Origin of the sequence: Mesorhizobium sp. Cs1321R2N1, from assembly GCF_037179725.1 — a bacterium.
Lineage (GTDB): Bacteria > Pseudomonadota > Alphaproteobacteria > Rhizobiales > Rhizobiaceae > Mesorhizobium > Mesorhizobium salmacidum.
In genome coordinates this window covers 1-20,907 of record NZ_JAPYKP010000102.1, presented here as the reverse complement: position 1 = coordinate 20,907, position 20,907 = coordinate 1, and the positions used below count along the sequence as shown (strand labels likewise).

Annotated in this window: 19 protein-coding genes, 1 tRNA gene and 1 pseudogene; 13 read left to right on the top strand and 8 right to left on the bottom strand. The window is 62.7% G+C overall.

Annotation, left to right across the window (positions count from 1 at the left end; genetic code table 11):
• Position 1: 1 nt before the first annotated feature.
• From O7A61_RS22410 to O7A61_RS22380, 7 genes are all read left to right on the top strand, one after another.
• Positions 2–1,504: a sugar ABC transporter ATP-binding protein gene (locus O7A61_RS22410; protein WP_337131660.1), complete on the top strand. Its 1,503-nt coding sequence runs from the start codon at positions 2–4 to the stop codon at positions 1,502–1,504.
• Positions 1,501–2,499, top strand: a complete 999-nt coding sequence (locus tag O7A61_RS22405) for an ABC transporter permease subunit (RefSeq protein ID WP_337131659.1) — start codon at positions 1,501–1,503, stop codon at positions 2,497–2,499. The genes O7A61_RS22410 and O7A61_RS22405 overlap by 4 nt, the downstream gene beginning before the upstream one ends.
• An 80-nt stretch (positions 2,500–2,579) precedes the next feature.
• Positions 2,580–3,518 carry an ABC transporter substrate-binding protein gene (locus O7A61_RS22400; protein ID WP_337131658.1) on the top strand — a complete coding sequence of 313 codons (939 nt, stop codon included), beginning with the start codon at positions 2,580–2,582 and terminating at the stop codon, positions 3,516–3,518.
• Positions 3,519–3,593: 75 nt separating this feature from the next.
• Positions 3,594–4,487, top strand: a complete 894-nt coding sequence (locus O7A61_RS22395; RefSeq protein ID WP_337131657.1) for a sugar phosphate isomerase/epimerase family protein — start codon at positions 3,594–3,596, stop codon at positions 4,485–4,487.
• Between the two features lie 133 nt (positions 4,488–4,620).
• The gene (locus O7A61_RS22390) at positions 4,621–4,974 is read left to right on the top strand and encodes a cupin domain-containing protein (RefSeq protein ID WP_027143543.1); all 354 of its coding nucleotides are present in this window, start codon (positions 4,621–4,623) and stop codon (positions 4,972–4,974) included.
• 280 nt (positions 4,975–5,254) lie between these two features.
• The gene (locus O7A61_RS22385) at positions 5,255–5,719 is read left to right on the top strand and encodes a DUF2231 domain-containing protein (RefSeq protein WP_337131655.1); all 465 of its coding nucleotides are present in this window, start codon (positions 5,255–5,257) and stop codon (positions 5,717–5,719) included.
• A gap of 282 nt (positions 5,720–6,001) precedes the next feature.
• Positions 6,002–6,841 carry an MBL fold metallo-hydrolase gene (locus O7A61_RS22380; RefSeq protein WP_337131654.1) on the top strand — a complete coding sequence of 280 codons (840 nt, stop codon included), beginning with the start codon at positions 6,002–6,004 and terminating at the stop codon, positions 6,839–6,841.
• A 43-nt stretch (positions 6,842–6,884) separates the two neighbouring features.
• Here the strand turns inward: O7A61_RS22380 and O7A61_RS22375 are convergent.
• Positions 6,885–6,961 (bottom strand) — tRNA-Arg (locus O7A61_RS22375).
• 86 nt (positions 6,962–7,047) lie between these two features.
• On the bottom strand, positions 7,048–8,211 hold the full coding sequence (locus O7A61_RS22370) for a M20 aminoacylase family protein (protein ID WP_140503370.1): 1,164 nt from the start codon (positions 8,209–8,211) through the stop codon (positions 7,048–7,050).
• A 274-nt stretch (positions 8,212–8,485) separates the two neighbouring features.
• On the opposite strand from O7A61_RS22370, the gene O7A61_RS22365 reads away from it, so the two are divergent.
• Together O7A61_RS22365 and O7A61_RS22360 are read left to right on the top strand one after the other, a co-directional pair.
• Complete coding sequence (locus O7A61_RS22365; protein ID WP_337131653.1) at positions 8,486–9,652, top strand: D-alanyl-D-alanine carboxypeptidase family protein; 1,167 nt, start codon at positions 8,486–8,488, stop codon at positions 9,650–9,652.
• 62 nt (positions 9,653–9,714) lie between these two features.
• Positions 9,715–10,812 carry a CobW family GTP-binding protein gene (locus O7A61_RS22360; protein WP_337131652.1) on the top strand — a complete coding sequence of 366 codons (1,098 nt, stop codon included), beginning with the start codon at positions 9,715–9,717 and terminating at the stop codon, positions 10,810–10,812.
• A gap of 3 nt (positions 10,813–10,815) precedes the next feature.
• On the opposite strand, the gene O7A61_RS22355 is transcribed toward O7A61_RS22360, so the two are convergent.
• From O7A61_RS22355 to O7A61_RS22335, 5 genes are all read right to left on the bottom strand, one after another.
• On the bottom strand, positions 10,816–11,064 hold the full coding sequence (locus tag O7A61_RS22355) for a sulfurtransferase TusA family protein (RefSeq protein WP_027143537.1): 249 nt from the start codon (positions 11,062–11,064) through the stop codon (positions 10,816–10,818).
• A 50-nt stretch (positions 11,065–11,114) separates the two neighbouring features.
• On the bottom strand, positions 11,115–12,434 hold the full coding sequence (locus O7A61_RS22350) for a murein L,D-transpeptidase family protein (protein ID WP_337131651.1): 1,320 nt from the start codon (positions 12,432–12,434) through the stop codon (positions 11,115–11,117).
• A 242-nt stretch (positions 12,435–12,676) separates the two neighbouring features.
• Positions 12,677–13,627 carry an acetyl-CoA carboxylase carboxyltransferase subunit alpha gene (locus tag O7A61_RS22345; protein ID WP_337131650.1) on the bottom strand — a complete coding sequence of 317 codons (951 nt, stop codon included), beginning with the start codon at positions 13,625–13,627 and terminating at the stop codon, positions 12,677–12,679.
• A gap of 97 nt (positions 13,628–13,724) precedes the next feature.
• Positions 13,725–14,642, bottom strand: a complete 918-nt coding sequence (locus tag O7A61_RS22340) for a site-specific tyrosine recombinase XerD (protein WP_027143534.1) — start codon at positions 14,640–14,642, stop codon at positions 13,725–13,727.
• A gap of 34 nt (positions 14,643–14,676) precedes the next feature.
• Entirely contained in the window at positions 14,677–14,829 is a 153-nt protein-coding gene (locus O7A61_RS22335) for a hypothetical protein (protein WP_015315495.1), read from the bottom strand.
• A gap of 209 nt (positions 14,830–15,038) precedes the next feature.
• Between O7A61_RS22335 and O7A61_RS22330 the strand changes: the two genes are divergently transcribed.
• From O7A61_RS22330 to O7A61_RS22315, 4 genes are all read left to right on the top strand, one after another.
• Complete coding sequence (locus tag O7A61_RS22330) at positions 15,039–15,650, top strand: shikimate kinase (RefSeq protein WP_337131649.1); 612 nt, start codon at positions 15,039–15,041, stop codon at positions 15,648–15,650.
• The gene (gene aroB / locus O7A61_RS22325) at positions 15,647–16,783 is read left to right on the top strand and encodes a 3-dehydroquinate synthase (protein WP_337131648.1); all 1,137 of its coding nucleotides are present in this window, start codon (positions 15,647–15,649) and stop codon (positions 16,781–16,783) included. Before O7A61_RS22330 ends, aroB begins: the two co-directional genes overlap by 4 nt.
• A gap of 1 nt (position 16,784) precedes the next feature.
• Positions 16,785–17,675, top strand: coding sequence for an HlyC/CorC family transporter (locus O7A61_RS22320; protein ID WP_337131647.1), 891 nt, complete (start codon positions 16,785–16,787; stop codon positions 17,673–17,675).
• Between the two features lie 642 nt (positions 17,676–18,317).
• Positions 18,318–20,594: a sulfotransferase family protein gene (locus O7A61_RS22315; RefSeq protein WP_337131646.1), complete on the top strand. Its 2,277-nt coding sequence runs from the start codon at positions 18,318–18,320 to the stop codon at positions 20,592–20,594.
• A 202-nt stretch (positions 20,595–20,796) separates the two neighbouring features.
• Here the strand turns inward: O7A61_RS22315 and O7A61_RS22310 are convergent.
• Positions 20,797–20,907: pseudogene (locus O7A61_RS22310) on the bottom strand (IS630 family transposase); the annotation flags it as partial.

The following is a 20,907-nucleotide window of genomic DNA, read 5'->3' as shown; positions in this document are numbered from 1 at the left end:
GCTGGAGATGCGCCACATCTCCAAGACCTTTGGCGCGATACGCGCCCTGCAGGACGTCTCGCTCAGCGTCCACGCAGGCGAACTGCACGCGCTGATGGGTGAGAACGGCGCCGGCAAGTCGACGCTGATGAAGGTGCTGTCCGGCGCCTATCGGCCGGATCCCGGCGGCGAGATCCTGATCGATGGCGCGCCCGCCGCGACCGGCGATCCGATCAAGGCGCGCGCCGCCGGCATCGCGGTGATCTACCAGGAACTGTCGCTGGCGCCGAACCTGACGGTGGCGCAGAACATCTTCCTCGGCAACGAGCCGCGCCGGTTCGGCGTCGTCGAACGCGACCAGTGCAACCGGCGCGCCGCCGAGATCGTCGGCCGGCTCGGTGTCTCCTTCTCGGCGCGTGCCCTGGTTTCCAGCCTGTCGCTCGGCGAGCGCCAGCTGGTCGAGATCGCCCGGGCGCTGTCGACCAATGCGCGCATCATCGTCATGGACGAGCCGACCACATCGCTGACCTCGCGCGAGACCGACCGCCTGTTCGAGGTGATCGCGACGCTGAAAGCGCAAGGCATCGCCATCATCTACATCAGCCACCGCATGGAAGAGGTCTACCAACTCGCCGACCGCGTCAGCGTGCTGCGCGACAGCGGCTATGTCGGTACGCTCGATCGCGCCGACCTCAACGCGTCGCGCCTGGTCTCGATGATGGTCGGCCGCGATCTCTCCGCCTTCTACAAGAAGGATCATCGCCCGCCGGACGAGAAACGCGCCGTCGCGCTCTCGGTGCGCGGCATGTCCGACGGGCGTCTGCTGAAGAACTGTTCGTTCGACCTTCATCGCGGTGAGGTGCTGGCACTGGCAGGCCTCGTCGGCTCGGGCCGCACCGAGCTTGCCAGGCTGATCTTCGGCGCCGACAAGCGCAGCGCCGGCACGATGGAACTCGACGGCAAGCCCGTAACCGTCGGTTCGCCGCGCGAGGCGCTCGATGCCGGCATCGCCTACCTCACCGAGGACCGCAAGGAACTCGGCCTGTTCCTCGACATGTCGATTTCGGACAACATCAGCATGGGCGTGCTGGCCAGGGATGCGCGGGCCGGCGGCTTTCGCGATTTCACCGCCGCCGACAGCAGAGCGGCAAAGGCCATTGCCGACCTGTCCATCCGCACCGGCTCGGCACAGGCCAATGCCGGCTCGCTGTCGGGCGGCAACCAGCAGAAGGTGCTGCTCGCGCGCCTGCTGGAGACCGAGCCGAAGGTCGTCATCCTCGACGAGCCGACCCGCGGCGTCGATGTCGGCGCCAAGTCGGAAATCTACCGGCTGATCGACAATCTCGCCAACAAAGGCATCGCCATCCTGATGATCTCCAGCGAATTGCCCGAGGTGATCGGCGTCGCCGACCGCGTGCTGGTGATGCGCGATGGCGCGATCGCTGGCGAGGTGACGGCATCCGAAGGCGAGCCGCTTCGCCAGGAAGCGATCATGGAACTTGCGACGGGAGCGTCTCAGCGATGACAGACAGGACGACCGGGACGAAGAGCGTGGATCAGGCGGCGGTCAGAAGCCGGCGGCTGCGCACCGCGCTTGCGGCGCTTGGCATGCTGCCGGTGCTGGTGCTGCTGGCCGGCGGCTTCCAGTTCATCAATCCGCGCTTTCTGACCGGCACCAACCTGCTCATCGTCACGCAGCAATCGTCGATCAACATCGTGCTTGCCGCCGGCATGACCTTCGTCATCCTGACCGGCGGCATCGACCTGTCGGTCGGCTCCATTCTTGCCGCCTCGGCGATGGTGGCGGTGCTGGTGTCGCTGCTGCCGGACTGGGGCCTGCTCGGCGTGCCGGCGGCCATCCTGGTCGGTCTCGGTTTCGGGCTCATCAACGGGTTGCTGGTCGCCTATATCAGGCTGCCGCCGTTCATCGTCACGTTGGGTTCGCTGACCGCCGTGCGCGGCGTTGCCCGCCTGCTCGGGCAGGACACGACGGTGTTCAACTCCGACCTGCCGTTCGACTTCATCGGCAACGGTTCGGTGCTCGGCATCCCCTGGCTGGTCATCATCGCGCTATCTGTGGTGGTGCTGTCCTGGCTGGTGCTGAAGCGCACCGTGCTCGGCACCTGGATCTACGCCGTCGGCGGCAATGCCGAGGCAGCCAGACTGACCGGTATCAAGGTGCCGCTGGTGCTGCTCTTCGTCTACGGCGTTTCCGGCCTGCTCGCCGGTCTCGGCGGCGCGATGTCGGCGGCCCGGCTCTACGCCGCCAACGGCTTACAACTCGGGCAGAGCTATGAACTCGACGCCATCGCCGCCGTCATCCTCGGCGGCACCAGCTTCGTCGGCGGCGTCGGGTCGATCTGGGGCACGCTGATCGGCGGCCTGATCATCGCGGTGCTGTCCAACGGGCTCATCTTGGCCGGTGTCTCTGATATCTGGCAGTACATCATCAAGGGATTGGTCATCATCGTGGCGGTCGCCCTCGACCGCTACCGGCTCCAGGCAGGGGCGAGAACGTGAGTGACCTGGTCGCCGGCATTAAAGACCGGCTTGTGTAACGCACCGTGAGAGGCGCGGGGCATCAGGAGGAAGTAAGCGTAATGAAGACCATCGCCAAACTGCTCTGCGGCGCCGCCCTCGCGGCCGTCGCCATCGTGCCGGCATCGGCCAAGGACCTCAACAAGGTCGGCATCTCGGTCGGCCTTCTCGGCAACCCCTTCTTCGTCGCGACCATCAAGGGCATCGAGGATGCGGCCAGGAAGATCAATCCGAAGGTCGAGGTGACGTCGGTGTCGGCCGACTATGACCTCAACAAGCAGGTCTCGCAGGTCGATTCCTTCATCGCCGCCGGCGTCGACGTGATCATGCTCAACGCGGTCGACGCCAAGGCGATCGCTCCCGCGGTGAAGAAGGCGCAGGCCGCCGGCATCATCGTCGCCGCCTTCGACGTTTCGGCACCGGGCGCCGACGTCACGGTGATGACCAACAACGTCAAGGCCGGCGAGGAAGCCTGCCAATACCTGGTCGACCACACCGGCGGTAAGGGCGACTACGTCATCCTCAACGGACCGGCGTCTTCGTCGATCCTGGAGCGGGTGAAGGGCTGCAAGAACGTGCTTGCCCAGCATCCCGACATCAAGATCCTGTCCGACGACCAGAATGCCGAAGGCTCGCGTGACGGCGGCCTGAAAGTGTTCCAGTCGCTGCTCACTCGTTTTGACAAGATCGACGCGGTATTCGCCATCAACGATCCGACGGCGATCGGCGCCGAACTCGCCGCCAAGCAGCTCAACCGCTCCGAGTTCATCTTCACGGCGGTAGACGGCGCACCCGATATCGAGAAGGAACTGGCGTCCGGCAAATCGATGATCAAGGCTTCGGCCTCGCAGGATCCCTATGTGATGGCCGGCCAATCGCTGACCATGGCGGCCGATCTGCTGGCCGGCAAGAAGCCCGCTGAGCCGACGGTGCTACTTGACCCGAAGCTGATCACGGCCGAGAACCTGAAGGATTACAAGGGCTGGACCGCGGCCCGCTAAGCCTCCCACGGCTGGTGCGGCCGGGGCGATCCCGGCCGCACCCATTCTCATCCCATCTCAATGCCGGAGACGATCATGTCGCGCATCGGAATCCATTCCTTCGTCTGGTCGGCAAGCTCGGCGCAGGGCGAGCTCGAACGCACGCTGGCCAATACCAAGAAGGCCGGGTTCGACCTGATCGAATTCTCCTATCTCGACCCCGCCAATGTCGATATCGGCGCGCTTGCCAAACGCATTGCCGCTCTTGATCTCGGCGTCGCGATCAGCATTGGATTGCCTGGAGATGGCGATATTTCGAGCGCCGACAAGGCGGTCGCCTCGCGCGGCGTCGAGATCCTCAACGACACCATCGCGCTGACGCGCGATCTTGGCGGCCGCAAGGTCGCCGGCATTCTTTCGACCAGCCATGGGCTGCAGGTCGAGGCGCCGACACGCGATCAATGGAACCGCAGCGCGGCAACGCTGGCAAAGGTCGCCGAGACGGCGAAGGCCGCCGGCGTCACGCTCAACCTCGAAATCGTCAATCGCTTCGAGAGCAACCTGCTCAACACCGCCGCGCAGGGCCTCGCCTTCATCGAGGACACCGGGTCGGACAACATCTTCCTGCATCTCGACACTTTCCATATGAACATCGAGGAGGCCGATGTCGGTCTCGCCATCCGCCACGCGGCAGCCAAGATCGGCTATGTCCATATCGGCGAGAGCCATCGCGGCTTCCTCGGCACCGGCAATATCGACTTCGCCGGGATATTCGACGCGCTGACCGCCATCGGCTATGCCGACGACCTCAGCTTCGAATCCTTCTCCTCGGAGATCGTCGACGAAAACCTGTCGAAGAAGACCGCCATCTGGCGCAATCTGTGGACCGACAATATGGCCCTCGCCAAGCACGCGCGCGCCTTCATCGGCCTCGGGCTGGAGACGGCGCAACGCAGGGCGGAGCTGATCTCGGCACGGCACAAGCCGTAGCACTCCAAGTGCGTGGGCAGCGGGCGGGTCATGCCCGGATGCGCGGCCGCGCCTGTTTCGCACTGCACGGCATTGCTCCCGTCATGTGCATCGGCTATCCGACCGCGAACACACGAAGCAAACGGAGCCCGACATGACGAACAAAACCATCTTCAAATTCGGCGCGGTCGAGCACGCGGAAGCCGGCGATCTGCCTGGCTGGATCGTGGTCGAGGGCCAGCCGACCATGCAGACCGCCGTCCAGCACACGACAGAAGACGGCAAGGTGATATCGGGAACCTGGCGGGCGTCGCCCGGCACCTATCATGCGACCTACACAGACTATGAGTTCGTGCACATGATCGCCGGCCGCATCATCATCACGCCCGACGGCGGCACGCCGGTCGAAGTTGGCCCCGGCGACGCCTTCGTGGTGGAAGCCGATTTCAAGGGCACCTGGAAGATCATCGAGCCGGTGACCAAGCATTTTGTCGTCCGCGTCGGCTGAGCCGGCCTGATCGCATCCGAAGCATGAAAAATCCCGCCATGGTTCGCCATGGCGGGTGAGCACGGCCAGCTTCGCGCACATTGCGGCATGGCTACGCGCCCCCGCCACTTCGCTCACCCTGCTCCGCCATCGAACGGGTTTGCTCCCCGCATGCATCTCCGCACCTGAGGTCTCTGCCGCTTCCGGTTGTGGAACATTCAGCCGGCGCCGGCGTTCTTACCTCACGCTGTCTTTCAGAGATGCAATGCAGTCGCGCGCGACTGGCTTTGGAGGCACTACCATGGCCCGCAACCCACAAAGCACCGCAAGTATAGCCGGCCATCCCATCCATCCCATGCTGATCCCGTTCCCGATCGCTTTCTTCGTCGCCACCTTCGTTTGCGACCTGATCTTCTGGCGAACGGGCAATCCGGGATGGGTCACCGGTAGTCTTTGGTTGCTCGGGGCGGGTTTGATAATGGCCGCCTTGGCAGCCCTTGCCGGGCTGACCGATGTCTTGGGCGATGTTCAAATCCGCAATCTGCGTGACGCGTGGCTCCACGCTGGCGGCAATGTGGTCGTCGTCCTGATCGAACTCTACAATTGGTATTCGCGCTATGCCCATGGCGAGACGGCGGTGATGCCCACCGGCCTTGTCCTCTCGCTGATCGTGGTTCTCATCCTTCTGTTCACGGGTTGGAAGGGATGGGAAATGGTCTACCGTCATCGCGTCGGTGTCGCCGGTGGCTCAGACGAAGCGCGCTGACTCTGCGCGGACTATCCTTCGGGGCTGGCAAGTGCCCTTGAGCACGACAGGGGCCGTCCGGCCTAGTCGATAGAGCCACACGAGGGGGCGGCTATCGGCAACGAGTCGCCCATTGCCGGAACATGCCCAGGGCCTATATCCCTAGCGAATTTGTGATCGGCCCGACCCGGAATTGTCCGCTCCACTAGTGGTGTTCCGCTACGGTCGTGCATTCCGCAGCCAGAGGATGCCCATATAAAAAGGTTCAATCCCACGATCAGGCTGACGGCCATAACGGTCTTGATGGGTTTTTATCAAGGCCTGGCAATGGCGCAGCTGCCGGCGCAGCAGCCGGATGCAAAATCATTCAAGCTTGGCAAGCTCGACATCGTCGCCCTGCACGACGCCCAGTTCGTCAAACCCAACGATGGCAAGACCTTCGGCCTCGATCACAGCCCCGCGGAAGTCGGCGAACTGCTCAGGGCGGCGGGGGCACCGACCGATACCATCACGCTGAGCGTTGACGCCCTGCTGGTCAAATCGAAGACCAGTATCGTGCTTATCGACACCGGTGTCGGCGGCGCGTTGCAGGACAGCCTGACCAAGGCCGGTGTCAAACCCGATGACGTCAACGAGATATTGATCACCCATTCTCATCCCGATCATATCGGCGGCCTGGTCAAGGACGGCAAGCTGGCTTTTCCCAATGCCACGATAAGGATGTCGGACGTGGAGTGGGACTTTGCCAAGTCCAACAAGGATGCGGCCGATATCGTCAAAGTCATCGCCGACCATGTGAAACCATTCAAGGCCGGCGCCCAAATAGCGCCTGACATCACGTCGGTAGCGCTCAAGGGCCATACACCTGGCCATCTCGGCTACCAGATCAAATCCGGAAAAGAACGGCTGTTCGATATTGGTGACACGGTGCACAGCTCAATCATCTCGCTCGCCAAGCCGGACTGGGCCTTGGTCTTCGACAGCGACAAGCCGGAAGCGGAGCAGAACAGGGCCAAGACACTGACGACGCTGGCCGAGGACCACGAGATGATCTTCGCACCACACTTCCCGTTCCCGGGTGTCGGGCAGATCGAGAAGGACGGCGACCACTTCAAATGGGTGCCAAGCGACAAGCCTCGGTAGGGATTGCTTCAGACAATGGAAATGCCAGCCGCTTGAACCCGAGTGGTGATCCCGACAGGAATCGAACCTGTGACCTACAGATTAGGAATCTGCCGCTCTATCCTACTGAGCTACGGGACCACGCGGCCCGACACATAGCCGCTTCGGATCGTTTCGCCAAGAGGGCCAGCCGAACGCAATTCGGCCGGCGTTTTTACTGACCGGCCTCAAGCGGCTAGCGCCGTCTCCGCCAGTTTCACCCAATAGCTCATGCCGTGCGGGATGGCTTCGTCGTTGAAGTCATAGGCCGGGTTGTGAAGACCGGCGGTCTCGCCATTGCCGATGAAGATGAAGGCGCCGGGCCGGGCTTCCAGCATGTAGGAGAAATCCTCGCCGCCCATCACCGGCTGGATCGCACGGTGCACCTGGGCATCACCCGCCACGTCGGCGGCCACATCGCTGGCGAAGACCGTCTCATCCGCGTGGTTGAACGTCACCGGGTAGTTCGCGTCGTAGTCGACTTCGATCGTCGCGCCATAGGCGGTAGCCAGCCCCGCGCAGATCGCCCGGATACGCTCTTCCGATTTCTTGGCCACTTCCTTCTTCAGCGTGCGCACGGTGCCGGCGATCTCGGCCGATTCCGGAATAATGTTGTAAGCGTCGCCCGCGTGGAACTTGGTCACCGACACCACCACGGCCTCGACCGGATCGGTGCTGCGCGAAGCGATCGTCTGCAGGGCACCGACCAGCTGGCTGGCAATGACGATCGGGTCGATCGTGCCGTGCGGCATCGCCGCATGGCCGCCTTTGCCTTTCACGGTGATGGTGAATTCGGCCGTCGCCGCCATGATCGGGCCTGGACGGATGGCGAACTGGCCGACCGGCAGGCCGGGCATGTTGTGCATGCCGAACACTTTCGCGATAGCGAAGCGCTCCATCATGCCGTCCTTGACCATCTCGTTGCCGCCGCCGCCGCCTTCCTCCGCCGGCTGGAAGATCACCGCAACGGAGCCGGTGAAATTGCGCGTCTCGGCGAGATATTTCGCCGCGCCGAGCAACATGGCGGTGTGGCCGTCATGGCCGCAGGCATGCATCTTGCCCGGAACGGTCGACGCGTAGGGCTTGCCGGTGATCTCCTTGAGCGGCAGTGCATCCATGTCGGCGCGCAAACCGATCGTGGGGCCTTCCCCCTGACGGCCGCGAATGATGCCGACGACGCCCGTCTTGCCGAGCCCCGTCACCACATCATCGCAGCCAAACTCTTTCAGCTTTTCGGTGACGAAGGCCGCGGTCTTGAAGACATCGAAGTTCAGCTCTGGCGTCTGGTGTAGATGCTGTCGCCAGCCGGCGACTTCGTCCTGCATTTCGGCGGCGCGGTTCAGGATTGGCATGGTGGTTCCATTTCGTTGTTGGTGCAGCCGGCTTCAGCCTGAGGTTTTGCAAATGGGCCGGTGCTTTGCAATTGTGCCGCAGGCTTTGCAATTATGCCCGGGGCTTTGCAATTGTGATTGTCAGGCGCTTTGCCATGTTGGCGTCACATAGGGTAAATAGCACCGCAATAATGCGGTCCGGTTTTTGAGGGTCGGATCCTTATGCTGGCGGTCACGTAACGAAATCTTACGGAGCCAGGGGCAATCAGGGCAAGAGGCGATTTCGGATTCGATCATGCGGCACAGGCATTTCCTCAAACTATTCCCGGCTGGCGCAATCATGCTGTCGGTCCTGGCCGGACCGGCTCTGGCCAATCCAGTGGTGGTCTTCGACCTGAAGAGCGGCCAGATCCTGCAGCATCAGGATGCGTTCAAGCGTTGGTATCCGGCGTCGCTCAGCAAGCTGATGACCGCCTATGTGACCTTCAGGGCGATCGCGGCGGGGGAAGTCCAGCTCGATTCGCCGATCAAGGTGACCAAACACTCCGCCGGCGAACCGCCGAGCAAGATGGGTTTCAAGCCGGGCTCGGTGATGCGGCTCGACAATGCGCTGAAGATGATGCTGGTCAAATCGGCCAACGACATCGCCATGGCGGTCGGCGAGAATGTCGGCGGCTCGCAGGCCGCTTTCGCCGAAAGGATGAACGCCGAGGCGGCCCGGCTCGGCATGAACGGCACCCATTTCGTCAACCCGAACGGCCTTTACTCGCCCGACCAGTACACGACGGCGCGCGACCTTTCGATCCTGGTGATGGCGATCCGCCGCGAGTTCCCGCAATATGCGCCGTGGTTCTCGATCGAGGGGCTCGCGGTCGGCAAGAAGGCGATTCCGAACTACAATCTCCTGATCGGCCGTTATCCCGGCGCCGACGGCATGAAGACCGGCTTTGTCTGCCCGTCCGGCTTCAACATGATCGGTTCGGCGACCCGCAATGGGCGCACGCTGGTGGCTGTTGTGCTCGGCGAGAAGTCGGCGGTCAGCCGTGCCGAAACCGCGGCCAAATTGCTCGATCTGGGCTTTGGCACGCCTGCCGCCGGGTCGACCACCGTCACCACGCTCGCCCCCTACGGCGATCTGATCTCGCCCAACGACATGCATGACGAGGTCTGCAAAAAGAAGACGAAGGCGGAGCAGTCCGAAGCGCCGCCCGCCACCGCCGCCAAGGACGCGCCGAAATCACCCTATCGGGAGAAGCTCGACCATGTGCCGACACTGGTTGCCGTCGGCCTCGGCGGCGCCACCGGTCCGGCGCCGAAAGCGATCCTCGACGAGGGCGCGCAGGAATATGCCGATGTGCCGATCCCGACCTGGCGGCCTGACAAGCCCATACCCACCGGCACCGCCCCGAAAATCGCGGGTGCCGCCGCGCAAGGCGACCAGTCGGCCAAGGTCGCGAATTAGAGCATAATCCAAAAAATCCGGTTTTCGCTGGAGATCATACTCAAATCAAAAGGCAGAATCAGATGAACGGTTTCCCGATCCCCGTCTCGGTGCTGACCGGCTTCCTCGGCGCCGGCAAGACCACGCTGCTCAACCGGCTCCTGATGGATCCGGCGCTGGCCGACACCGCGGTCATCATCAACGAGTATGGCGAGGTGGCGATCGATCATCTGCTGGTCGAGCAGGCCTCCGACGGCATCATCCAGCTTTCCGACGGCTGCCTGTGTTGCACGGTGCGCGGCGAACTTGTCGACACGCTGGCCGACCTGGTCGATCGGCTGCAGACCGGCCGCATCGCCCGCCTTGCCCGCGTCATCGTCGAGACCACGGGGCTGGCCGACCCGGCACCGGTGCTGCAGTCGATCATGGGCCATCCGGCGCTGGTCCAGGCTTTTCGGCTCGATGGCGTCATCACGCTGGTCGATGCGGTCAACGGCGATGCGACACTCGATGCGCATGTCGAGGCGGTCAAGCAGGTCGCGGTCGCCGACCGCATCGTGCTCTCCAAGGCCGATCTGGTCGGCGATCCCGGCGATCTCGAAACGCTGCGGGCGCGCCTGCGGCAGATCAATCCCGGGGCTCGACTGCTCGATGTCGGGGAGACGAAAGCCGGTGTGGCGGCGCTGTTCGACTGCGGCCTCTACAACCCGGCCACCAAGTCCGCCGACGTGCGGCGCTGGCTCGGCGAAGAGGTCGCGCATGATCACGACCATGATGGCCACCATGACCATCATGATCATGCCCATCGCCACGACCAGCGCGTAAAAACCCATTCGCTGGTGCATGACGGGCCGGTGCCGTTTTCAGCCATCGAGATGTTCCTCGATCTCCTGCGTTCCACACATGGCGAGCACCTGCTGCGGATGAAGGGCGTCATCGAACTGCAGGAGGACCCATCGCGGCCGCTGGTCGTGCATGGCGTGCAGAAGATCCTGCATCCGCCGGTGCGGTTGCCATCCTGGCCGGACAGCCAGCGCGGCACGCGTCTGGTGCTGATTACGCTCGACATGCCGGAAGACTATGTGCGCCGGCTGTTCGCTGCCTTCACCAACCGGCCGTCGGTCGACACGCCCGACCGCGCGGCGCTGGAACACAATCCGCTGGCGATCGCCGGACGTTGAGTCTTACGGGCGCTGTTCGCCGCGTTCGACCAGAAAGCGATGGCCATCGGGCATCGCCGCTGTCTCGATCAATTGGTGACCGCTGTCGGCGCAGAATGCCGGAATATCGATGACGGCCAGCGGGTCGGTGGTCTCCAGCCAGAGCCTGCTGCCGGGCTGCATACCGGCCAGGCGTTTTTTCGCCTTCAGTACGGGCAACGGGCAGTTCAGCCCCTTCAGGTCATAGACCGCGGCCTGTTTTAAGTCATGCATATCGTTGACCCAAACCGCTACGCACTTTTGGTCGACATGCATTGGCCAACTCAGCCGCCGAACATGCCGAGCAGTTTGTTCTTCAGCTTCGTCACGCGGCTCTCATCGGCACTTGCAGCCTGCGTCTCGGCCGCAGGTGCGGCCTCGGTTTGGGCAGCGATGGTCGCGGTGGCGACGGGAGCTTCCTTGGCGGCCTTGGCCGCTTCCTTTGCAGCCACAGCTTGCACCTTGGCTGCTTCCTTTTCAGCCAACGCCTGTGCCTTGGCTTGCTTGGCGGCCTCGATGGCCGCCAGCCTCTGCTCCTCCGCCTTCTGCTTGGCTGCCTTCTCGGCGTCGAGCGCGGCCATCTTGCGGCCGGCGGGCGAATCGATGCGGCCCATGCGCGCCGTCTCGGTCACCGAACCGTCGGTGTTGAGCGACGGCGGATCGATCGGCACGCGCTCGCCACGAGCCCGGCGCTTCGACCAGTCGGAGACGATGCTGGCTTCCTTGATGCCGGCAATCGTCGGCTTGGGTGGCGGCACGCTGGCCTTGAGCGCGCTGTTGAAGGCCGCGTCATAGGTGCTTTGATAGGCGTTGTAGGCGCTCTTCAGCGAATCCGGCTGCGTGGTCGCCGGGCAGGGGCCGGTCGGATTGAAGGTCTGCCCATCGGCGGCCACCTGGTTGAAGACGTAGCGTTTCTCGCAGACGTCGACCTTCGGCGGCACCTTGGTGACCTCGAAATTGTCGTAGCCGACCTTGAGCATCTTCCAGAATTCGTAATTCGGGTCGCTGCGGTAGCGCGCCATATTGGCCGCGGTCATGCGGAACGGAAAAGCCTGGATCTGGAACTCGGTCTGCCCGCCTTGGAAGGCGTCACGACCGAAGGCGTAGATCTGCTCGATCTGTGCGTCGGTCATCGAATAGCAGCCCGATGACGAGCAGGCGCCATGAACCATCAGATTCTGCCCGGTGCGGCCATTGGCACGATCATAGGCGTTGGGAAAGCCGATGTTGAACGACAAATGGTAGTTCGAGCGCGGATTCATCTGCGACGGTCGAACCGTGTAAAAACCTTCCGGCGCCTGGCGGTCGCCTTCCGTGTATTTCGGCCCGAGCTTGCCCGACCATTTGCAGATGTCATAGCTCGCTACCATGTCGTAGCGGCCGTTGGTCTTGGCCTTCCAGATCTCGAGCTTGCCTTCTTCCTTGAAGATGCGTGCCATCACCGAGGAGGTGCGGACCATACCCTTGGCTCTCATGTCGGCAAGGATCTTGTCGGGCAGCGGCTTGTTGGCTTCCGGGGCAAAGTCCTTCATCGACGAATCATTGCAGCCCGCGACGGCTATCGAGGCGGCAAGGACTCCAGTACGTGCAAGCTTGGCAAACATGGGCAAGGCTATGTCTTTTTTCTCGGGCCAATGGCTTCGAAACGGCCAAACCCGCATGCTGAACACCGACGGACCGTAAGCCCGTTAACCTTGAAAATTCCTTACCGCAAGGCTCGGCCAATCTCTCCCGGTGATTTCATTGAACTGAATGGGGCGGCATTTTTGTGGCGAAATTGCTCATCGCCGCCACATTGCCAAGGACAGGGAGCTTCCGCCAGCCGTGTTCCGCCGCCCAAGGGGCGTCAGAGGCTGCGGCCCATCGCCAGATATTTCTCGCGGCGCTGTTCGCGGAAATCGGTGTTGACGCCGGCAAATTCCTTCATCGTCTTGGCGATGAGATCGCCCGTCGCGGCAATCACCGTTTCGGGCGCGCGCTGGGCACCTCCCATCGGTTCGGGGATGATGGCGTCGATGATCTTCAGTTCCAGCAGGTCCTGGGCGGTGATCTTCATGTTGGTCGCCGCGTCCTTGGAGCGGGTTGTGTCGCGCCACAGGATGGAGGCGGCGCCTTCAGGCGAAATCACCGAATAGATGGCGTGTTCCAGCATGTAGACGCGGTTGGCGGTGGCGATCGCGATGGCGCCGCCCGAACCGCCTTCACCGATGACCACCGAGATCGACGGCACTTTCAGGCCAAGGCAGGCCGAGGTCGAGCGGGCTATGGCTTCGGCCTGGCCGCGCTCCTCGGCGCCGACGCCGGGATAGGCGCCGGCCGTGTCGACCAGCGTCAGCAGAGGGATCTTGAAGCGATCGGCAAGCTCCATCAGCCGCACCGCCTTGCGATAGCCTTCGGGGCGCACCGAGCCGAAATTGTGCTTCAGGCGGCTCGCCGTGTCCGAACCCTTTTCCTGGCCGAGGATTGCGATGGGTTCGCCGCGAAAACGGGCAAAACCGCCGACGATCGCCTGGTCTTCGCCGAAATTGCGGTCACCGGCGAGCGGCGTGAAGTCGCTGAACAGGCTCTTGATGTAGTCGACGCAGTGCGGCCGGTCCGAGTGGCGCGCCACCTGCACCTTCTGCCATGGCGTCAGCGCCTTGTAGAGTTCGCGCAGCGCATCGCGCGAGCGCTTCTCGAGCCTGGTGATCTCATCGGCGACATCGACCGCCTCGCCGTTCTCGGCAAGCTTCTTGAGCTCGAGGATCTTGAGCTCAAGATCCTGCACCGGCTTTTCGAAATCGAGGTAATTGTACATGCTTGGGCGGACCGATGCGTCGGAAGGCAAGACTGCGGAACCATTGAAACCAAGGCTCCGGGCGGTGAAATGTCGTCCTCACATAGCGATATGAGGTCTAGTCGGCAAGCGGATGATGATCGTTGACCAGCCGCACCAGCCGCTCTTCCAGCACGTGGGTGTAAATCTGTGTCGTCGATATGTCGGCATGGCCGAGCAGTTGCTGCACGGCCCTGAGATCGGCGCCGTTCTGCAGGAGGTGGCTGGCGAAAGCATGGCGCAGCACGTGCGGTGAGATCTTGGCCGAGGCAATGCCGGCGCGCGCCGCCAATCCTTTCAGATCACGGGCAAAGACCTGGCGCGAGAGATAGCCGCTGTCGGATGCCGCCGGAAACAGGAACGGGCTGTTGGCGAAGGCGGGCAGCTTGGCCCGAGCGCCAAGCCAGCTGCGCATCGCCGCGCGCGCCTTGGCCGACAGCGGCACCATGCGTTCCTTGTCGCCCTTGCCGCGCACCATGAAGAAACGGTCGTCGCGTTGCGCCACCGTCACCGGCAGGCCGACCAGCTCGGAAACGCGCAGACCCGTGGCGTAGAGCACTTCAACCAGCGCATGCAGGCGCAGCGCCGCCAGCCTGTCGGCGTGGGCGAGCCCGGCATCGCCGGCTTCGTGCGCGGCGCGGTCGATCAGCCGGCCGGTTTCGGCCTCGCTCATCGTCTTGGGCAGCGGGCGGCCCTTTTTCGGGCTGTCAAGCGTGCCGGTCGGGTCGTCGCCGCGCAGACCTTCGGCATAGAGGAACTTGAAGAATTGGCGGATCGCCGACAGTTTGCGCGCCTGCGAGGTCGGCGCGAAGCCGCGCGCGGCAATGTCGTCGAGATAGGCCCTGATATCGGCGGCACCTGCGCGGGCAAGTCCGCCATCGATCCCGTCGGAAGCATCCTCCAGATCGCGGCGATAGGAGGAAAGCGTATTCTCGGCCGCCCCCCGCTCGGCACTCATCATTTCCAGGAAGGCCTCGATACGGGCGGCGCTGTTCATTTCCTTGAGGCGGTTCCGAGTCAGTTTTTGGGATTCAGTTTTTCTTAGGATTGAGCTTCTCCGGCGGAATACGCACGCTCATTTCCGCTTTTTTCGGCTCGACGAACATCACCAGCGCGAACATCGTACCATAGGCAATGCCGGCCAGAATCGCGAGGGTCACGACAAAGCGAAACAGTGTCGGCATCAATTCTCGCCCGTCTTTTGTTCTGCGTTTCCAAACCCTGTGCCCTTATGGGACGCCAATCCGGCCAATTCAAGGAAGAAGCGGGGCCCTGTTAGTAACTTCTGATGCGAGCGTCGCCCTGTCCATATGAGCCCAAGGCACTCGGCACGCTTGACGCAAACCGGCTTTTCATGTCGATACGCCGGCAAAGAGGGCCCAAGAAACAGCTGATGAACGCGTTACAGGCAAATCCTCCAGGCGAGACCCATGCCGCGCTGCTTGGCCGGCTGGGCGGCCGGTCCATTGTCTTTGTCGGGCTGATGGGCGCCGGCAAGACGGCGATCGGCCGCAAGGTGTCGACAATGCTTTCGCTGCCCTTCATCGACAGCGACCAGGAGATCGAGAGCGTGTCGCGGATGACCGTTCCGGAACTGTTCGAGCGCTATGGCGAGACCGAGTTCCGGGCTTTGGAACAGCGTGTCATCCTGCGCGTGCTTGAAAACGGCCCGCAGGTTCTGTCGACCGGCGGCGGTGCCTTCATGAACGCGCAGACGCGCGAGGCCATCGCCGCGCACGGCGTGTCGGTGTGGCTGAAGGCCGAGATCGACCTTCTGATGGACCGCGTTTCCAAGAAGCAGAACCGGCCGCTTTTGAAAAGCGCGGATCCCCGCGCCGTGCTGGAGCGGCTGATGGGGGAGCGCTATCCGGTCTATGCCACCTCTGACATCACCGTGCCGACCCGCGACGATCGCAAGGAGGTCATCGCGGCCGAGGTGCTTGAGGCGCTGTGCCGGCATTTCGGCATCGATGCGATAGCCGCGACGGGCGAGGTCGATACATGAGCGCGGATCAGCCAGTCACCGTCGAAGTCGGTCTGGGTGACCGGGCCTACGACATCTTGATCGGCTCGGGCCTGCTGTCGCGCGCCGGCGCCGAGATTTCGCGCCGGCTGCCCGGCACACGCGCCGCCGTCGTGACCGACGAGAACGTCGCCGCCGCGCATCTCGAGGCGCTGAAGGCCGGGCTCGAGAGGGGTGGCATCCAGCCGGCCGTCATCACGATGCCGCCCGGCGAGAAAACCAAGAGTTTTGCCCATCTCGAGGCGGTGGTCGATGGCGTCCTGGCAGCCAGGCTGGAACGCGGCGACGTCGTCATCGCGCTTGGCGGAGGCGTCATCGGCGATCTCACCGGTTTTGCAGCCGGCATCGTTCGGCGTGGCATGAATTTCGTGCAGGTTCCGACCTCGCTTCTGGCGCAGGTCGATTCCTCGGTCGGCGGCAAGACCGGCATCAACAGCCCGCGCGGCAAGAACCTCGTCGGGGTCTTCCTCCAGCCCAGGCTGGTGCTGGCCGACACCGAAGTGCTCGACACGCTGCCGATCCGCGAATTCCGCGCCGGCTATGCCGAGCTTGCCAAATACGGGCTGATCGACCGGCCGGAATTCTTCGCCTGGCTGGAAGCGAACTGGGAAAAGGTGTTCGCCGGCGGACCGGAACGGGTCGAGGCCATTGCCGAGGCCTGCCGCGCCAAGGCCGATGTCGTTGCCCGCGACGAGTTCGAGACCGGTGACCGCGCTCTGCTCAATCTAGGGCACACATTCGGCCATTCGCTGGAAGCCGCCACGCAGTATGACGGCGCTCGCCTTGTCCATGGCGAAGGGGTGGCCATCGGCATGGCGCTGGCGCACCGGTTCTCGTCGCGGCTCAATCTCGCCAGCCCGGACGACGCGGCCCGCGTCGAGGCGCATCTGCGTGCCGTCGGGCTGCCGTGGCGGATGGCTGATATCCCGGGCGAACTGCCAGATGCCGAAGCCCTGCTTTCATTCGTCACGCAGGACAAGAAGGTGTCGCGCGGCGCGCTGACCTTCATTCTGACGCGTGGCATCGGCCAGGCCTTCATCGCCAAGGACGTGCCTGCCTCGGAAGTGCTGTCGTTCCTCAGGGAAAGCCACCCAGCCAGCCGGAAAGCCGGCTGAGATGGACACTGGCTGGATCGTCGTCGCCGTCCTAGCCATCGTCGTCCTGCTGGTCTTTGCCGTGCGCATACGCCTGCTTGCCATGTTCGGCTATGAACTGTCGCGCATCGAGCCGCCGCGCTCGAGCCAGGACGAATTGCGCGGCGCGGTCGACGATTTCCGCCGCGACGGGCAGATGGTGCGCGAGGACCGCGACCGCATCGGCGGTCTGTTCGATCTCGAAGAGCTTGAAGTGTCCGACGTCATGGTCCACCGCACCAACATGCGCTCGGTCAATGCCGACAACGCGCCGGAAGCGGTGGTGCGCGAGATCCTGCAGAGCCCGCATACCCGCATGCCGCTCTGGAAAGGCTCGCTCGACAACATCGTCGGCGTGCTGCACGCCAAGGATCTGCTGCGGGCGCTGAACGAGGTCGGCAACGATTTTTCGCAGATCGATGTGATGAAGATCGCGTCAAAACCCTGGTTCGTGCCCGACACCACGACCTTGCAGGAACAGCTCAACGCCTTCTTGCGCCGCAAGGCGCATTTCGCCGTCGTCGTCGACGAATATGGCGAGGTCGAGGGGCTGGTGACGCTGGAGGACATCATCGAGGAGATCGTCGGCGAGATCGCCGACGAGCATGATGTCGACATCCAGGGCGTCAAGCAGGAGGCCGACGGTTCCGTCGTGGTCGAAGGCACGGTGCCGATCCGCGACCTCAACCGGGCGCTCGACTGGAACTTGCCCGACGAAGAGGCGACCACCATCGCCGGCCTCGTCATCCACGAGGCGCAATCGATCCCCGAGGAGAAGCAGGCTTTTACGTTCCACGGCAAGCGCTTCGTCGTCATGAAACGCGACAAGAACCGGATTGCCAGGGTCAGGATCCGACCGGCCGGAGATAGTTGAGCGGCTCAGTGCTTGATGGGATCGTCTAACTCTTTGTTCTTACGCAAGACCACTAGAGACGCCCGATCTGTGCTGAGCGAGAACGGGACTAGCAGGAGCGCTTCACGCCAACTGCGCTGCCAAAGAGGCCAACGGCTATGGCGGCATTGACGCAACCGACCTCTCAACCTCTTCCTTACCAAGGGAGTGCTCTACCACTGAGCCACAGAAGATGGGGGTGGAAACCAGACTGGGAAAGCGTCGACTGCGTTGACGAGCCTGGATTTCGGCGGCCATCAGCTTCTGGATTTGCCACAGGTTTCTGTCGCGGATTCCATGTTCTTCCAGTTTGCTGATGGTGTTAAACGCATACGGTCGCGGACCCCCAGTGCCCAGCCGCTTGAGAAAGCACACTGGCGACCTCCGATAGAGGTCTCTTGCCAGCCGTCTATCCCATCGAGGCACATTCGTCGGAGGATTTGCATCGATCGCGCGTTCAAGCACAGCCGGGCGATCTGCCTTTGTTTGTCGCCGGGTGGCAGGCGATACGCACTTAGATCGCCTCGCTGACACCAGCCGTCGGCCGCTGCTGTACCAAACCGCCAGGTGGGACCCGACGGGCAAAAGTTCAGGATGCTGGGATCAACCAGCATAGGTCAACGAATGGCGGCGGCATTGGTTGCGGAGGGATTGACCCAGCAGATGCGCCACTTGGGTTTCTTTGACGGCCAGCTACCCGGATCACCCCAAAAACAGTCACATTGTGCAGTCGTCTTGTACCGATTTCTATTTGCGGATGCCGACGTGATCGGGCTATCGGAAGGCCTAGGCTGGGTGGGATCGGTGGATAACGGAATGGATATCGGAATAGCAACGCGCCCGAGCGGCGACATCGGCGACATCGTTGAAGACAGCGTCGAATTTGTGCTGCTTGTCGAGGCGGGCATTCTCGAAGCGCAAGCCCTTTTGCTATGCGAAAGCCTACGGTGTTTCGCCGGCGCCTATTCGCGGTGCCCGATAACGGTCGTGTCGCCAAGAAGCAGCCGTCGCCCATCCTTGTCTACACTCCACCAACTCAAGCGACTGAATGTCGAATATCTACCGATCGAGATAGAAAGCTGCTGTCCGCACTACGGCCCGTCCTATCGTGTTCATGCGCTCGCCCACGTCGAACGTCGGCCTGGACCGCCAATCATTATCCAGATCGATAGCGATACAATATTCATCGCTGAGCCGGACTTTTCGTTGGGCACAAATTCGGCCGCCGCACGCCCGGTGGACGTTAAAGGGATGTGCACGACGGGTTCTGGTGACCCATTCGACGATTACTGGAGGAAGGCATGCGCACTTGTCAGCGTCGACTATGAGCATCTCCCGGTCGTGCAAACAACTGTCCATGGTCAGGCAGTGCGAGCGAGCTACAATGGAGGGCTTTTTGTAGCAAAACGATCACACGGGCTATTTCAGCGTGCCGAAGACATTTTGGAACGATTGGTGGCTGCCGATATGAAGTCGTGGCCCGACGGCCCAATCATCAACACCGGGACCGGGGCTCTGGACGGAGAGGCCACCGCTTTTTGGGGCACGAGCCAAGCCGCCCTTTCGCTGGCTGCAGTCGCCGGAAACCACCCCGTGCGAACGTTGCCAGCCACGCATAATTTCCCTCTCAACCACTTGGCTGCGCTTGCGGCCCCTGACACGGCGCGGTTGGTCCACGTCCACTATCACGGACTGTTCAGCGCCGGGTCGGCGGGTGCAAATCCGGTGTTGGACGGAACGCTGGAGCTTCCGGCAGGAATTTCGGAATGGCTTGCGGCCCGGCTGCCGCTGTCGGAACACCCGCAACAGGCGGCCCCGACGCGTGACCTCCCAAAACCGCCCCGGAGAAAGGCAATCCTCATCCTGGGCATGCACCGCAGCGGCACCTCGGCGCTTGGTGGCGTGATCAACGCACTGGGAGCGACCGGTCCGAAGAATCTGCTGCCCGCCAATTCCCACAATCCCACGGGATACTGGGAGAGCGCCCGCCTCAATCTGGCCAATGACGACTTACTCGCATCGGCAAACTCCTCTTGGCATGACTGGCGAGCGCTCGACCCGCAATGGATGCAATCGCGGGCCGCAGAGCGGCATCGACACAAGATCAGAGCAGTCCTCGGCAACGAATTCGGCGACGAGCCCTTGTTTTTTGTCAAGGATCCGCGGATTTGCCGATTTGCCTCGTTCATATCGTCGATCTTGGCCGAGATGGAGGTCGATACGGTCGCATTTCTACCGATCCGCAACCCTCTTGAGGTCGCGCTGTCGTTGAAGCGGCGAGATGGCTTGCCGATGGCGAAATCACTTCTGCTTTGGCTGAGGCACGTGCTCGAAGCGGAGCACCAGTCACGAGACATGCCACGTCATTTTTTGCGTCACGAAGATTTCCGCACTGACTGCCGGCGGCAATTGAACCATGCGGCCGACGAAACCGGGGTCATCTGGCCGGCTCCTTCTAGCCAGTCCGATATCGAGATTGAAAAGTTCCTGAACGAGGACCTGCATCACGAGAGAGCCTCGATCGAAGAGCTGCGAAACCATCCGGACATCACACCTCTGATCTGGACCGCGTATGAGATTTTGCGTTCCATGGCGGTCGACGGCGAAAGCCGTGAACTGCGCGCTCAAATGGACCTGGTACGTACGATATTCAACGAGAGCTGTGATGTTCTGGCGATAGCGACGGCGGAGGCTGAACATCTCCGTGGGGAGCTTCGAGGGCGGATTTTAGATCATGAGGCGGTCGTTCGTGCTCACCACGAGCTCAGCCTCGAATGTGACGTGATTGTCCGCGATCGGGACGCTTTCCTCGCAGAACGCAACGCGCTTCTCGCGTCCCGCAGTTGGCGCTGGACCGCACCCTTGCGATGGGTACGCGGTCCCTTCGTGCGCCGAACTTGATGACGGCAAGATAGAACGCAGCCCGCGCGATGCGGTGCTCGACACGAACTGTGGTTGGATTGTCGAGGAACAGTCATACGCCTCCCCAAATTCACCCTCCCCGCAGCACGCGCCAGATATCCGACCAACACGTCGTGACGAGGGAGGCCAGGGCCGCGGCTGCCATGCCGGTTACGCCAAGTGCCCCTAGAGCGGCGGACTTTCATGTGAGTCCATATCCTGCGGCAGCGAAGTAGTTTCTGCATTCTGTTGGGGAGAAGAGATTGCAGATATCGCCAATGGCCTGCCACAGGGCGTCGATGGTCCTGATGGC